Below are 13,610 nucleotides of genomic sequence, written 5' to 3' on the forward strand. Positions count from 1 at the left end.
CGGTGACCGTTTTCGCGCCGTTCTTCACGGAGGCGGCGACACCCGTGGACTATTCGGCCGACCGCCTGCTCGTCCTGTCCGACTTGCGGGAGGTGCTCCTCGTCGAGCAGGGCGCGGTCGACCTGTTCGCCGTACAGCTGGAGAACGGCCGGCCGGTGGGCCGGTGGAACTTCCTGTGCCGGCTGCGCCAGGGCGCACTGCTGCTCGGCGCCCCCAAAGGCCCCAAGCACAGCATCGTGGGCCGTCCGGTGCCGGGCACCCGGGTGTCCAGCATGCCCCTCGCCAGGCTGCGGGGGCTGTCGGCGACCGGCCGGTCCGGCACGCAGTCCACCGCGGAGTACGGCCTCGCCGTCAAGCAGTTCGTCCACGGCTTGGAGGCCGGCATCGTGTCGCTGGCGCAGGCTATGCGGGACAGGCTGCCACCGCGCGAGTTCGTCCCTCTGTCTCCCGGCGAGTCCACCGGGCTGGCCGGTGGCGCGGCCGCCCGGTCGGTGGACGGCGTGTGCTGGGTCACCGTCGAGGAGGGCACCGTCGAGAATCCCGAGGGCCTCGCCGGCCGTCTCACCGGGGGCGCCGAGATCTGTGTGACCGAGCGGGACTGGCTGGTCGCCCTCGGGCCCGCCCGGCTGCGCGCGAAGACCACCTGGGAGCTGCTCGCCGACGAGACGATCTGGCACCGGTGGGTGGAGCACACCACCCGGTTCCTCTACACGGTGGACCGCCGCGTCGAGCGGCAGGGCGTACGCGAGCAGGGGATGCTGGCCCGCAGGAACGAGCGGGAGGCCGGCACCCTGCGCGCGGCCCGGCAGGGGTTCGACGCGCTGGTGCGCGACACCGAGGCGCGGGTGCGGCTGGCCGACGTCACCGCCGACTCCCCTACGCTGGCCGCGGCGCGGCTGGTGGCGTCGCACGGGGGCTTCCAGGTCACCGCGCCGCCGCCCGGGGGCAGTCACGGCGCCCGGACGGACCCGCTGCAGGCGATCGCGCTGGCGTCCGGTGTGCGCACCAGGTCGGTGCGGCTGGACGACGCCTGGTGGAAGAAGGATCTCGGCCCCATGGTCGGCTTCCGCAAGGGCGACGAGACGCCAGTGGCGCTGCTGCCCATCGGCTCGCACTACGTGGTCGCGCAGCCGGGCCAGAACCGGGTCACCCCGGTCACCCGCGCGGTCGCCGCGGCGCTGTCCAACCGGGCCGAGGTGCTCTACCGGCCGCTGCCGCGAGAGGTGCGCTCGGTGGCCGGGCTGCTACGGTTCGGGCTCGCCCGCAACGCCCGCGACTTCTGGGTGCTGACGTCGCTCGGGACACTGGTAGCGATCATCGGCCTGCTGGTGCCCGCGATGACGGGGCTCGTCCTCGGCACGTTCGTGGCCGCCGCCCAGCGCGACCTGATCGTCGAGGGGGCGCTCTTGGTCATCGGGGGCGCGTTCGTGGCCGCTGCGCTGTCGATTGTTCAGAACGTCGCCGCGTTGCGCATCGAGGGGCGGTCGACGGCCCGGCTCCAGGCAGGCGCCTGGACGCGCCTGCTGTCGCTGCCCGCCACGTTCTTCGGCCAGTACTCCACCGGCGAGCTGGGCACCACGGTTCTGGGCGTCAGCGCCGCGCAGGAGATGCTGTCGGGCGTCATGACCACGGCGACGCTCGGGCTCTTCGCTGGGCTGGCCAACCTCGTGCTCGTCTATTTCTACGACGTCCGGATGGCCCTGATCGCGACGCTGCTCGTGCTGATCAGCGTGCTGGTGTGCGCCGCCGCCGGCTTCTTCGAGGTACGCCTGCAGCGCCGCCTGTACGAGCAGGAGCAACGGCTGTCCTCACGGGTGTTCCAGTTGCTCGCGGCCGTCCCGAAACTGCGGGTGGCGGCGGCGGAGGACCAGGCGTTCAGCGTGTGGACCCGGGAGTTCCTGCGGACGCGCAGCACGTCCGCGTCGGCCCGGCGGCTGCAGAACCTGGTGACCACATTCAATGCGGGGTTCCCCCTGGTCTGTTCGCTGATCGTCTTCGCGGTCGCGGCCGGGCCGCTGCACGGGGCGCTCGGCGTGCCCGCGTTCCTCGCGTTCTTCGCTGCGTTCAACCTGCTCATCGCCTCGGTGCTGCAGTTCACCGGCGCCGCCATCACCGCGATGAGCGTGGTGCCGATGCTGGAGAAGCTCGGCCCGGTGCTGGTGGCCGAGCCCGAGGAGCGCCCGGGTAAGGCCGACCCGGGCGACCTGTCCGGCCGGATCAGCCTGTCCCGGGTCTCGTTCCGGTACGGCGAGGACGGTCCGCTCGTGCTCAGCGACATCGACCTGTCCGTCGAGCCGGGAGAGTTCGTCGGCATCGTCGGTCCCACGGGCAGCGGAAAGTCCACGGTCCTGCGCCTGCTGCTCGGGTTCGAGGATCCGGTCGCCGGTACCGTTCTGTACGACGGCCAGGACCTGGCCGAGCTCGACATCGGGGCGGTGCGGCGGCAGTGCGGCGTCGTCCTGCAGAACGGCGCCCTGCTCGCCGGGGACATCCGGCAGAACATCGTGGGCAGCACCAACCACACGGTCGACGACGCCTGGGACGCCGCGGCCATGGCCGGCATCGCCGACGACATCGCGGCGATGCCGATGGGCATGCACACGGTCCTTTCGGAGGGAACCAACACCCTGTCGGGCGGCCAGCGGCAGCGCATCATGATCGCCCGGGCCCTGGTGTCCCGGCCGCGCATCGTCTTCTTCGACGAGGCCACGAGCGCCCTGGACAACCCGGCGCAGAACGTGGTGGCCGAGAGCACGCGCCAGATGAACGCCACCCGCATCGTCATCGCCCACCGCCTGTCCACCATCAAGGACGCCGACAAGATCGTCGTGATGGACGGCGGCCGGATCGTGCAGCAGGGCGGCTACGACGAATTGCTCGCGGACTCCGACGGCCTGTTCGCGCGTCTAGCCAGACGGCAGATCTGACTGATAAACATCACTGTCAGCAAGGAGAGGCGATGGAATTCGCGCTGCTGGTTTACGGGGCCGAACTGGCCTGGACCGAGATGACCGCCGAAGAGCGGCGGCAACACTTCGAACTGCACCGTGATTTCGGCGCCGACCTGCGCAGGGCCGGGGTCCGGGTGGTCTACGGCTTTCGCGGCTGGCCCGCCCCGAATCGGCCGGCGAGAAACCGCGAGAGGACCGGGAGTCCGAGCTCGGTGGTTTCTGGATCCTGGACCTGCCGTCGGAGCAGGACGCCGTCGCCTGGTCGGAGCGCCTGCCGCGCGGGCCGGGTGACCGGGTTGAGCTGCGTCGCTGCGAACGTGCAGGATGAAGCGTAGACCTGCCTCGGTGGCCCCGCCCGCACCCCGGGGCCGGCATGTCATGCGGCGATCCGTTCGCGGAGCAGGATCAGAAAGGGAGGACGACGGGTGGATTTCGTTCTACTGATACATGGCGACGAAATGCTCTGGGACTCCTTCACCGAGAACGAGCGAGAGCGGATGGCCGAGGCGCATAGCCAGTTCGGCCGCTCGATGGTCGAGGCGGGTGTCATCGTGAAGTTCGGCGCGGGACTCACCCGGTCGGGCACGGCCAAGCTGGTCCGTCCCGAAGGTCCCGCCGTCACGGGCCCGTACGCTGTCGGCCGCGAGCAGATCGGCGGCATCTGGGTCATCGACGTGCAGTCCGCCGAGGAGGCGGAGGCGTGGGCCAGGAAGATGCCCTACGCCCCCGGCGACATCGTGGAGATCCGTCTCTGCGATCCCGCCTGAGTGGCGCCCCGGCCGCCGCCGGACCACGAGGGTGCCCCGGCGACAGCCACCAAGCGCTCAGTAGCGCGGCCGGCGGCTCAGGACGATGCCGCCGGCGAGGAACACCACCCCGACGACGCCGTACACCACCGCGAGGGTCGTGGCGGGGGGCTTCTCGCTGGCGTTCAGGACGGCCAGGCCGAGGCCGACGATGCCGGCGATGTAGCAGAAGATGGCGATGAAGATCTTCCAGAACGGGCTCATTGCTTCCTCTCAGGGGATACGTCCGGGCCGCCCGGTGCGGTCCCGGTGACGATGAAGCCGAGCAGCATGACCCACGCGTCCGGGTCGGCCCGGAACCGCCTCCACCTGTCGGCCGCCAGCGCGAGCTGGGCCATCGACAGCGCGCCCGACGCGACGAGCGGAACCAGGCGCTCCGGCCCGAGGTGCGGTGCGAAGGCGTCCGTGGGACGGTCGTCGTTGGTGGTGGCGAAGGGGCGTAGCACGACGTCGGCGAAACCGGCCCGCCGTAGCAGCCGGGTCAGCTTCCTGCCGATCTGGCGGTCGCCCCCGGCGTCGCGCTGGGCGGCGGCCATCGCTTGGTGCACCGAGCCGAGCTCGCCGTACATCGGGTCGGCCAGCCCCCACAGCATGCTGTCGACCTCGACGACGGCCAGCACCCCACCGGGGCGCAGCACGCGCAGCGCCTCGGCGAGCACCGGCACCGGGTCGGCGACGTGCTGCAGTACGTAGCGGAGCAGAACCCCGCCGACGCATCCCGTACGCAACGGCAGCCGGGCGGCATCGCCCGCCAGCAGCGGCGCCCCGGCGCCGGCGGCGTGCGCCAGCAGGACCGTGTCGATGTCGGCGGCCACGACGGGCAGTGCCGGCTCGGCGGCGCGCAGCCTACGGGTGACGGCGCCCGAGCCGGCGCCCAGCTCCAGCAGTGGCCCAGCCCTGGTCAGGCCGAGGTCGCGCAGGATGCGCAGTTCCTCGTCGAAGGAGAGCGCCGCCTGGGCCTCCAGCCGGGCCACCTCGCCGTCCAGGCCGCCCCATGTCGTGTTGGCGGCGTCGTACGAGCCGGCCCTGCCCGCCTCGATGCGTACGGGAGACGTCGTCATCGCGGCCTCGGGATCATCATCATGCCGTGCCGGGGCCGCAGGGTGACCAGCGCCTCCGGCTCGACCGGGAAGCCCTCGACCAGCTCCAGGCGCAGCCGCTGAAGCAGCACCGCGAGCGCGAGCACCGCCTCGACCAGCGCGAAGTGCCGCCCGATGCAGATCCGCGGCCCGCCGCCGAACGGCAGGTACTGATGGCTGAGGTGGCGCGCCGACCGCTCCTGCGTGAACCGCTCGGGCCGGTACGCATCCGGCTCGTCCCAGTACCTCGGGTCCCGGTGCAGCGTCCAAGGGCTGATGCACACCAGCGTCCCCGCGGGCACGTCGTACCCGTCGATGACGTCGGCCTCGACGGAGCGGCGCGAGATGAGCCAGACGGGCGGGTAGAGCCGCATGGCCTCCTGGATCGCCCGCCGGCACGCCGTCAGCCGTGGCAGGTCCCCGGCGGTCGGCAGCCGCCCGCCCAGCACCTCGTCGATCTCGTCGTACACCGCGCGTGCCGCGTCCCTGTGCCGGTCCAACAGGTAGAGCGTCCAGGTCAGCGCCTTCGCCGTGGTCTCGTGGCCGGCCATGACGATCGTCAGCACCTGGTCGCGCAGGTCGGTGTCGGACATCGCGTGCCCGGCGGCGAGCATCGAGGTGAGCAGGTCATCCCCGTCACCTCCGCCGCTGCGGCGGGCCGCGATGATGACCCGGGTCACCTGGTCGAGGAACGCGCGCGCCCGCTGGAACCCGGCGTACCGCCTGGCCGTGTCGGCGGGGTCCGGGTCGTCGGTCGGTACGTAGTGGCCGATGAAGCGGTTGACCGCGTCCACGGCGCGGCCGAACCCCGCGCCGATGGCGCCGACGTCGGTTCCGAGCATGGCCCTGACGATGACCGTGAGAGTGAGCGCCGTCAGGTCGTGGTCGACGCGCACGGCCCGGCCGTCCGGCCCGTCGCTCCAGCGGTCCAGCAGATTGCGGGCCGCGTCGGTGATGACCTGGTCGAACCGCTCCACCTCGGTGAGCCGGAAGGCGGGCGCGCACATCCTGCGCTGCGCCGCCCACTCCTTCCCGTTGCTGGTCAGCAGCCCGTTGCCGAGCAGCGGACGGAGCATGGCGTCGTCGGGGGTGCGGTCCTTGGTGTAGTTGGTCCCGTTCTCCTTCAGGACGTAGCGGGCCAGGTCGGGCCGGTTGAGCATGTAGACCGGCTCGCCGTCGGCGTCGTGCCGCGTGACGTCACCGTACGCGGCCATCGCGGTGACGAACTCCAGTGGCGCGTCGCGCATCGCGCGCAGGCTCTGGGTGCCGCCCGGCCCGGGCGGCAGACGGGGTGACAGAGGCGGTGATACGTACGTCCCGGCCATGGACTCTCCGAATCAATTACGCAATCCGCTATTTGTTATGCGTATTTCGAGGGATCGGAATACGTACTCGAAAGCCGTATTGTTCATGCTGATCCACCTGTAGAGTACTCCCCGTTCCAAGGCCTCTCAATGCTTAATCTGGAGCCTTCGGAAATTAAGTCTGGGCAACGGAATTCAGGCGTGTAAGACTCCGTTTCGAGACGGCGCGCCGCGCCGCGACGGCGAAAGGCTCCAGGAGGAATCAATGGCCCTGAATCCCAGAGAGCGGACGGAATTCGTAAACGCCTACACCCGCATCCTGATCACCGCCTGGTCGAGCGAGGAATTCTCGGCCAAGCTCGACAGCAACCCGCGCGAAGCCCTTGCCGAGGCCGGGTTGGAGGTGCCGGCGGGCGCCACGATCCAGCTGGTCCGCAACGTCCCCGAGGGCGCCCACGACAGCAACCTCGACGTGCAGGTCAGCCTGTGGGAGCGCGGCCTCGAGACCGGGTCCTTCGAGTTCCACGTCCCGGAGACCCCGCAGATCGACATGGCCGAGCTGAGCGAGGGCGACCTCGACTCGATCGCGGCGGGCGACATCAACTGCTGCTGCTGCCCCTGCTGCTGCTGCACCTGATCATTCCCGGCGGTAAACGAGACGGAGAAGAGGTCATGGCCACTGACGTTGATCAGGCGAACCCCATTCACGTGCGCAGGCTGCAGAAGCGGTACGGTGCCGCCCACGCCGTGGAAAATGTCGACCTGGACGTTCATCCCGGTGAGGTCTTCGCCCTGCTGGGGCCGAATGGCGCGGGAAAGACGACCACGGTCGAGATCCTCGAAGGGGTTCGCCGGAGGACGAGTGGCGACGTGCGTGTCCTCGGCCGGGACCCGGCCGAGGACAGGCCCGAGTGGCGCGCCCGGCTCGGCATCGTGCCGCAGAGCACCGGCGCCTACTCCGACCTCACAGTGCGTGAGGTCGTCGACCACTTCGCGGCGTTCTACCCGGCGCCGCTCCCCGCCGGGCAGGCCATCGAGATGGTGGGCCTCAGCAAGCAGGAGCGCAAGCAGGCGCAGACGCTGTCCGGCGGCCAGCTGCGCCGCCTGGACGTCGCCGTCGGGATCGTCGGCGACCCGGATCTGATCTTCCTCGACGAGCCGACCACCGGGCTCGACCCCGAGGCCAGGCAGGAGGCCTGGGAGCTGGTGCGGTACTTCTCCGAACAGGGCAAGACCACCGTGCTGACCACGCACTACCTGGACGAGGTGGAGGCGCTGGCCCAGCGGGCAGCCGTCATCGTGGCGGGCCGGGTCGTCGAGACGGGCCCCGTCGCCGAGCTGGGCGGCCGGCGCGACACCCCGGCCGTAGTGAGCTTCACCCGCCCCGGTGGCCTGGTCGGCGTGCCCCTTCCGCAGCTGCCCGCGGACGCGCTGGTCGACCCGTCGGCCGACCCGGACGACGGCGTCGTCACGCTGCACACCCACAACCCGACGCAGGCCCTGGCCGCGATCCTCCCCTGGGCCGCGGAGGCGGGCGTACACGAGCTGCCGGACCTGCGGGTCCAGCGCCCCACGCTCGAGGACGTCTATCTCAAGCTCATCCGTGAGAACCAGGGGGGCAATCGATGACCATTCCGGAAACGGCCGTGGCCAGGCCCGCCGAGCGCGCGATCCCGGCGTCCGGGTCGGGTCTGTGGCGAGCGTCGGTGGCCAGGTCGTCCGTGGAGCTGAAGTCGTTCTTCCGCAACCGGCAGTCGCTGTTCTTCACGCTGCTGCTGCCGGTGGTGCTGCTCGTGGTGCTGGGTTCGATCTTCTCCGGCACCGTCCCGGGTACGCACACGGACTTCAAGCAGGTGTTCGTGGCCGGGATCATCGCCTGCGGCATCATGAGCGTCAGCTTCAACGGCCTGGCGATCAGCATCGCGATCGAGCGGGACACCGGCATGATCCGCCGGCTGGCATCCTCGCCCATGCCGAAGTCCGCGTACTTCACCGGGAAGATCGTGCGGGTCGTGGTGACCGGCGTGCTGGAGGCGCTGATCCTCATCGCGGTCGGCGTCACACTGTTCCACCTGCCGCTGCCGGGCACCGTCGACCATTGGCTCACCTTCGTGTGGGTGCTGGTCCTCGGCGCCACGGCCTGCTCGCTGCTGGCCGTGGCTTTCAGCGCGCTCATCCCGAACGCCCGGTCGGCCCCCGCCATCGTCACCCTGCCGTTCCTGGTCCTGCAGTTCATCTCCGGGGTGTTCTTCCCCTACAGCCAGCTGCCGGCCTGGATGCAGACGATCGCCGCGTGGTTCCCGCTGAAGTGGATGACCCAGGGCCTGCGGTCGGTGTTCCTGCCGGAGAGCTTCGCTGTCGTGGAGCCCGCGGGCACGTGGGAGCTGGGCCGGATCGCGGCGGTGCTCGGGGCGTGGTGCGTGGCCGCGCTGGTGCTGAGCCTGCTGACGTTCCGGTGGCGCGGGCCCAACGTCCGGTGACGGCCGGCATCAGGGGGCGAGCGTGAACCTCTCCAGCCGCCGGGGCACGAGCGACCGGGACCACACGGGCGGCGATCCCACGGCGTGCAGCCCGGGGTACCCGGTCAGCAGGCCGCGCAGCAGCGCCGCCCCGGCGTGCCTCACCAGTGGAGCTCCCAGGCAGAGATGGGTACCGGCGCCGAACGCGAGGTGTGGATTGGGCGAGCGGGTCACCACCAGATCGTCGGGCCGGTCGAACACGTCCGGGTCCCGGTTCGCCGCCGAGATCAGCGCGAGCACCCGGGATCCGGCCGGGATCGTGCCCCCGTCCAGAGTCACCGCCTGGGTCGTTACCCGGACCGTGAACGGGATCGGCGACTCCAGCCGCAGCAGCTCGTCCACGGCGAGCACCGCCGCTTCGCCGTCCCCGCGCACGATTTCGACGGCCTCCGGCCGCGGCAGCAGCCTGTGCAGGGCGTTACCGACCATTTCGGCCAGCGGCTTCCAGCCCCCGACCACGGCCAACGAGGCGATCCCGAGCATCTCCGCGCGTGACAGCCGTCCGTCGGCGGCCAGCCTCCCGAACGGCGAAGCGGGGACGTCCCCGGAGGCGGCCCCGGCGATCGCGGCGGCGCGGTCGGCGCGGGCGTCCAGGAAGGCGGTCAGCTCTCCCATCGCCGTTCGGCCCGCCGAGGCGGCCTGGGGGCCCGCCAGGGGGTCCAGGTTCACCGACGTGCGGCGGGCCAGGTCGGCGAAGGCCGGGAGGTCGGCGGGCGGGAGTCCGAACAGGCAGGCGAGGACGCCCGTTGCGAACGGCTCGCCGATGTCCGCCGTCGCATCGATCTCGGCCCGTCCCGCCAGGCCGGCCAGCAACGCGTCAACCTCGTCCGCGATCCCACCGGCCAACCCCCGTACCGCCGCGGGCCCCATCAGCAGCGCGCCCGGCGAGCGGAGCCGCTGGTGCTCCGGCGGGTCGGTGGTGAGCATGGACGGAGGCAGGTCGTCCTGCCTGACCCGTTCCCGCTGGCCGAGCGCCGCGGAGAAGCGCGGGTCACGCAGCGCCAGCACGCAGTCGGCGTGGCGGGTCAGCAGCCACATGCGTGAGGTCACGTCGAAGTGCACAGGATCGTTGGCCCGCAGCCACCGGTACGCCGGGTACGGGTCGGCCAGACCGCGCGGCGAGAACGGATGAGCCAGATCGCCGGGCAGGGGGCGGGGCAGCGTCATCGCGTGTCCTCCCGATCGGATCAAGGACAAGCTACTACAAGGTGATCAACCGTGACAGAGTTCGACGTCGTTGTGATCGGGGCGGGTGTCAGCGGCCTGACCGCCGCCGCACGCCTGCACGACGCGGGCCTGGCGGTGATCGTGCTGGAGGCCGCCGACCGGATCGGCGGCCGCATCCGCACCCACCGGCCGTCCCTGCTCGAACTCGGCGCGCAGGTGATCCATGGTGACCGCAACCCCATCATGTCCCTGCCGGACCAGGAGCGTCCCGCGCCCGTGCCGCGCCGGTCGGCCAGGGTCCTGCTCGACGGCGCGCTGCTGCCGATAGCCGCGCTGTCCGACGTAGGGGCGTCACCGCCCGTGCTGGAGGAGCGGCTGCTCGCCACCGCGACCGAGGACGTGTCGGTCGCCGAGTGGCTGAAGCTGAACGCGCCCCCCGCCACGCCCTTCGACTGCGCGTACGAATGGTTCCGGCAGAACTGGGTGGCCGACCCGCACGTGCTCAGCGCGCTCGGGCTCGCCCGCGCCCGGCGCGCCGAGCGGGTGGGACGGGGCCAGTTCGCGTTCCCAGGCGGATACGACCGCCTGCCGGCGCGGCTCGCCACCGGCCTGGCCGTGCGGACGGGCCGCCCGGTCCTGCGCGTCGCCTGGTCGCCCGGTCGCGCGGAGGTCACGACCGCAGAGGACACGCTGGCCGCGCGCGCCGTCGTCGTCACCGTGCCGCCGCCCCTGGTCGCCGAGGGCAGGCTCGCCATCAGCGGCCTGTCCGTCGTCAAACAGGCGGCGGCGCACAAACTGCGGCTCGGCGACGCCTGGTGCGCGGTCGTCACCTACTCCCGCCCGGCTCCCGAGTCGGTCGTGGTCTTCGACGGCGACGGACGGCTCGGGTTCGTCACCGTCACCGAGGGGCGCCCGGAGGTGCACGTGCTGGCGAAGGAGCGCGCGGCCGGGGCGGCCCGTACGGCGGCCCGCTCGCGCGGCCGGCTGGCCGCGCTGCTGGGCGAGGTGATGCCGTGGACCCGCGGCCTGGAGCCCACGGCGATCGATGTGGCCGACTGGGGCGCCGACCCCTGGACGGGCGGCGCGTTCACGTATCCGGCGGTGGGGGCCCTCTGGGCCGCCGCCGCCTGGGCCGAGCCCATGGGCGAGACCGTCTTCTTCGCCGGGGAGGCCACCGCCGGCCGCCTCGGCCCGCCCATGGTCCACATGGCGATGGCCAGCGGCGAGCGAGTCGCCGCCGAGGTGATGGGAGCGCTGGAGAGATGACACTGCACGGGGGATGGTTCCTGCTCGCGCTGGAGGAGGAGCTCACCGAGGACGTGACGCCGCTGCGCCTCGGCGACCGCCGCCTGATCGCGGTCCGCGACGGCGACCGGGTCCGCGTCTTCGACGGCGTCTGCCCGCACCGGGGCGCCCACCTGGGGTACGGCGGAAAGCTCAGCGGTGGCTGCGTGATCTGCCCGTTCCACGGCAAGCGGATCTCGCTGGGGGACGCGACGCGCCGCCTGTCGGTGCCCGAGTTGCGGACCGTGCAAGCCGGCGCCGCCCTGTTCGCCCGGCTCTCCGACGCCCCCCGCGACGACCGGGGCTTCGAGCAGGCGATCAAGCAGATCGCCGCCGACCTGCTGATCGTCGGCGCGGTGATCCAGCCGGTGGCGGTGCCCGCGGAGTACGTCGTGGAGAACGCCTTCGACGCCGAGCACTTCCGTACGGTTCACCTGGTGCCGGCGGTCCGCGGCATGCACGCCAGCATGGGCGAGCACGACGAGCTGCTCATCGAGGGCGAGTTCCGCACCAAGGCGCCGCCCTGGGAGGAGGAGCGGCGGCTGGACTTCGCCTCCCGTTTCATGGCCCGGGCGTTCAGCCCGCACCTGGTGGTCACCGAACTGGGCGACGAGCGGCAGCCGTACACGATCATCACGGGTGCGGTCCCCGACGGGCGGGGCTGCGTGGGGCGGGTGGCCATCGGGGTCAGGCCCGGTCAGACCGGCTCCCTGCCCGCCCTGATCCACGGCGCGCGCTACGCCTTCGAGCAGGACAAGGTGGTCTGGGACCATCTGGACGTCGACGCCCCGCAGCGGTTCGACGCCGCGGACACGCCGGTCGTGGCCTTCCGGCACTTCTGCGCCGGCTTCGGAGACGGGCCGGAGGCGGACTCATGACCCTGCACCTGCGCACGTACGGCGACGGCCCGGCGGTGCTGTGGATCCACGGCTACACGATGGACTCGTCGGTGTGGGAGCGGCACTGGGCGCTGCTGCCCGGGTGGCGGCACATCGGCGTCGACCTGCCCGGGCACGGCCTGTCCGGCCCGCTGCGGCCCGGTACCTCGCTGCCCGGGCTCGGGGCGGAGCTGATCGAGATCGCCAGGACCCATTCGGCTCGCATGATCGTGGCGGAATCCATCGGCTCGATGATCGCCCTGCAGATGGCCATCGACGACCCGGCGGCCGTACGTGCGCTGATCGTCGGCTCGCCGACCATCGCCGGCGCGCCCGCCGAGCCCGGCACCGGTGAGCGCTACCGCGCGCTGGCCGTCCTGGCGCGGCTCGGGGCCAGCGGCGCGCAGCTCGCCGACCTGTGGATGACGTCGCCGCCGGACATCTTCAGGGGCACCGAGCGGCACCCCGAGCTGCGGGCCCGGCTGCGCGGGATCATAGCCCGGCACACCTGGGGTGAGCTGCGCAACGGCGCGATGCACGCCCTCAGCAGGCACGTCCACGCGCCGGAGGACCTGCGCGGCATCAGGGCGTCGACGCTGGTCATGGTCGGCGAGGAGGACATGTCGACGTTCCGGTCGAGCGCCGAGCTGCTGCGCGCGACGGTTCCCCGGTGTGAGACCCGGACGATTCCCATGGCGGGCCACCTGTGCCTCATCGAGCGGCCTGAGACAACGGCGCCGATCATCGGCGCCCACCTGACGCTGACCGCGATGGAGGCGCCCCGTGCCGATTCACGAGCACTATGAGCCGGGCTCGCCCTGCTGGGTGGACTACGCGGCGCTCGACCCCGAGGGCGCGCGAGCGTTCTACGGGGAGCTGTTCGGGTGGACGTTCGACGAGAGCGGCGGGTACGAGTACATCCGCCTGGGTGAGCGGATCGTCGGCGGGTTCGGCCGAGTGCCGCCGGGGCAGCGGCTGCCCGCGTCGTGGAACACCTACCTGGCGGTCGCCGACGCCGACGCCGCGGCGGAGCGGGTGCGGAAGTGGGGCGGAACCGTGGTGTTCGGCCCGATCGACGCCGGGCACGACGGGCGGCTGCTGTTCGCCGTGGATCCGTCGGGAGCGGCCGTGGGGTTCTGGCAGGGGCACCGGCCCGACGGCGTCGTGCTGGTGGACGAGCCGGGCACATGGTGCCGCCACGAGCTGTGGACGGACGACCCCGCCCGCTGCGCCGCGTTCTACGCGGCGGTGTTCGACGGGGCCGGGAGCCAGGCCGTCAGTGGACGTGGGCCGAGGCCGCGATGGATGACGTTCTTCCTGACGGGCGATGGTCCCGCGACGCTCGCCGCGGCCGAGCGCCGGGGCGCCGAGATCGCCGCGGAGCACGGCCGCGCGACAGTCCTGCGGGATCCGTGGGGTGCGCTGTTCGCGGTGACGCCGCTATGAGCGGTCGGGCCGGCGACGGCCCCAGACCACGAAGAACAAGCCGACCAGGATCGCGCCGACGACGACCACGATCCCGCCGATCGTTCTGTCGATCACCAGGGTGACGACGGCGACGAGCGCGTAGACGACCGGGACGATCAAACGGAGGTTGCTCAAGCCCATGATGTGCTCCTCTG

The 13,610-nt window shown here is 71.8% G+C and carries 15 protein-coding genes; 10 read left to right on the forward strand and 5 right to left on the reverse strand.

Annotated features, from left to right (window positions below; translation table 11 throughout):
• Positions 1-2: 2 nt before the first annotated feature.
• The 3 genes from ACQEVJ_RS02190 to ACQEVJ_RS02200 all read left to right on the forward strand — a co-directional run bounded on the left by ACQEVJ_RS02190 (position 3) and on the right by ACQEVJ_RS02200 (position 3,718).
• Positions 3-2,927: an NHLP bacteriocin export ABC transporter permease/ATPase subunit gene (locus ACQEVJ_RS02190; RefSeq protein ID WP_433096613.1), complete on the forward strand. Its 2,925-nt coding sequence runs from the start codon at positions 3-5 to the stop codon at positions 2,925-2,927.
• A 32-nt stretch (positions 2,928-2,959) separates the two neighbouring features.
• Positions 2,960-3,286 (forward strand): hypothetical protein, encoded by a 327-nt coding sequence (locus tag ACQEVJ_RS02195; RefSeq protein WP_433096615.1) that lies wholly within the window; start codon positions 2,960-2,962, stop codon positions 3,284-3,286.
• 123 nt (positions 3,287-3,409) lie between these two features.
• Entirely contained in the window at positions 3,410-3,718 is a 309-nt protein-coding gene (locus ACQEVJ_RS02200) for a YciI family protein (RefSeq protein WP_433096617.1), read from the forward strand.
• Positions 3,719-3,775: 57 nt separating this feature from the next.
• Here ACQEVJ_RS02200 and ACQEVJ_RS02205 read toward each other — a convergent pair whose 3' ends face one another.
• Genes ACQEVJ_RS02205 through ACQEVJ_RS02215 form a run of 3 tightly spaced genes read right to left on the reverse strand, consistent with a single transcriptional unit; the run spans position 3,776 to position 6,083 of the window.
• The gene (locus ACQEVJ_RS02205; protein ID WP_405088079.1) at positions 3,776-3,961 is read right to left on the reverse strand and encodes a hypothetical protein; all 186 of its coding nucleotides are present in this window, start codon (positions 3,959-3,961) and stop codon (positions 3,776-3,778) included.
• Entirely contained in the window at positions 3,958-4,818 is an 861-nt protein-coding gene (locus tag ACQEVJ_RS02210; protein ID WP_433096619.1) for a methyltransferase domain-containing protein, read from the reverse strand. The genes ACQEVJ_RS02205 and ACQEVJ_RS02210 overlap by 4 nt, the downstream gene beginning before the upstream one ends.
• On the reverse strand, positions 4,815-6,083 hold the full coding sequence (locus ACQEVJ_RS02215; protein ID WP_433096621.1) for a cytochrome P450: 1,269 nt from the start codon (positions 6,081-6,083) through the stop codon (positions 4,815-4,817). Before ACQEVJ_RS02215 ends, ACQEVJ_RS02210 begins: the two co-directional genes overlap by 4 nt.
• Positions 6,084-6,405: 322 nt before the next feature.
• On the opposite strand from ACQEVJ_RS02215, the gene ACQEVJ_RS02220 reads away from it, so the two are divergent.
• The 3 genes from ACQEVJ_RS02220 to ACQEVJ_RS02230 are packed head-to-tail and all read left to right on the forward strand — an operon-like array spanning position 6,406 to position 8,620.
• The gene (locus ACQEVJ_RS02220) at positions 6,406-6,777 is read left to right on the forward strand and encodes a hypothetical protein (protein ID WP_433096623.1); all 372 of its coding nucleotides are present in this window, start codon (positions 6,406-6,408) and stop codon (positions 6,775-6,777) included.
• Positions 6,778-6,812: 35 nt separating this feature from the next.
• Entirely contained in the window at positions 6,813-7,769 is a 957-nt protein-coding gene (locus tag ACQEVJ_RS02225) for an ABC transporter ATP-binding protein (protein ID WP_433096625.1), read from the forward strand.
• Positions 7,766-8,620 carry an ABC transporter permease gene (locus ACQEVJ_RS02230; RefSeq protein WP_433096627.1) on the forward strand — a complete coding sequence of 285 codons (855 nt, stop codon included), beginning with the start codon at positions 7,766-7,768 and terminating at the stop codon, positions 8,618-8,620. The genes ACQEVJ_RS02225 and ACQEVJ_RS02230 overlap by 4 nt, the downstream gene beginning before the upstream one ends.
• A gap of 9 nt (positions 8,621-8,629) precedes the next feature.
• Here ACQEVJ_RS02230 and ACQEVJ_RS02235 read toward each other — a convergent pair whose 3' ends face one another.
• The gene (locus ACQEVJ_RS02235; RefSeq protein ID WP_433096629.1) at positions 8,630-9,826 is read right to left on the reverse strand and encodes a cytochrome P450; all 1,197 of its coding nucleotides are present in this window, start codon (positions 9,824-9,826) and stop codon (positions 8,630-8,632) included.
• Positions 9,827-9,877: 51 nt separating this feature from the next.
• Between ACQEVJ_RS02235 and ACQEVJ_RS02240 the strand changes: the two genes are divergently transcribed.
• The 4 genes from ACQEVJ_RS02240 to ACQEVJ_RS02255 are packed head-to-tail and all read left to right on the forward strand — an operon-like array spanning position 9,878 to position 13,434.
• Positions 9,878-11,092: a flavin monoamine oxidase family protein gene (locus tag ACQEVJ_RS02240; protein WP_433096631.1), complete on the forward strand. Its 1,215-nt coding sequence runs from the start codon at positions 9,878-9,880 to the stop codon at positions 11,090-11,092.
• A complete protein-coding gene (locus ACQEVJ_RS02245; protein ID WP_433096633.1) occupies positions 11,089-11,988 on the forward strand; it encodes a Rieske 2Fe-2S domain-containing protein in 900 nt (299 codons plus the stop codon). The genes ACQEVJ_RS02240 and ACQEVJ_RS02245 overlap by 4 nt, the downstream gene beginning before the upstream one ends.
• Positions 11,985-12,794, forward strand: coding sequence for an alpha/beta fold hydrolase (locus ACQEVJ_RS02250; protein ID WP_433096635.1), 810 nt, complete (start codon positions 11,985-11,987; stop codon positions 12,792-12,794). The genes ACQEVJ_RS02245 and ACQEVJ_RS02250 overlap by 4 nt, the downstream gene beginning before the upstream one ends.
• Positions 12,772-13,434, forward strand: a complete 663-nt coding sequence (locus tag ACQEVJ_RS02255) for a VOC family protein (RefSeq protein WP_433096637.1) — start codon at positions 12,772-12,774, stop codon at positions 13,432-13,434. The genes ACQEVJ_RS02250 and ACQEVJ_RS02255 overlap by 23 nt, the downstream gene beginning before the upstream one ends.
• Here ACQEVJ_RS02255 and ACQEVJ_RS02260 read toward each other — a convergent pair.
• Positions 13,429-13,596, reverse strand: a complete 168-nt coding sequence (locus ACQEVJ_RS02260; protein WP_433096639.1) for a hypothetical protein — start codon at positions 13,594-13,596, stop codon at positions 13,429-13,431. The genes ACQEVJ_RS02255 and ACQEVJ_RS02260 overlap by 6 nt on opposite strands.
• Positions 13,597-13,610 lie beyond the last annotated feature (14 nt).

This window comes from Microbispora sp. CA-102843, from assembly GCF_050936215.1.
Classification (GTDB): domain Bacteria; phylum Actinomycetota; class Actinomycetes; order Streptosporangiales; family Streptosporangiaceae; genus Microbispora.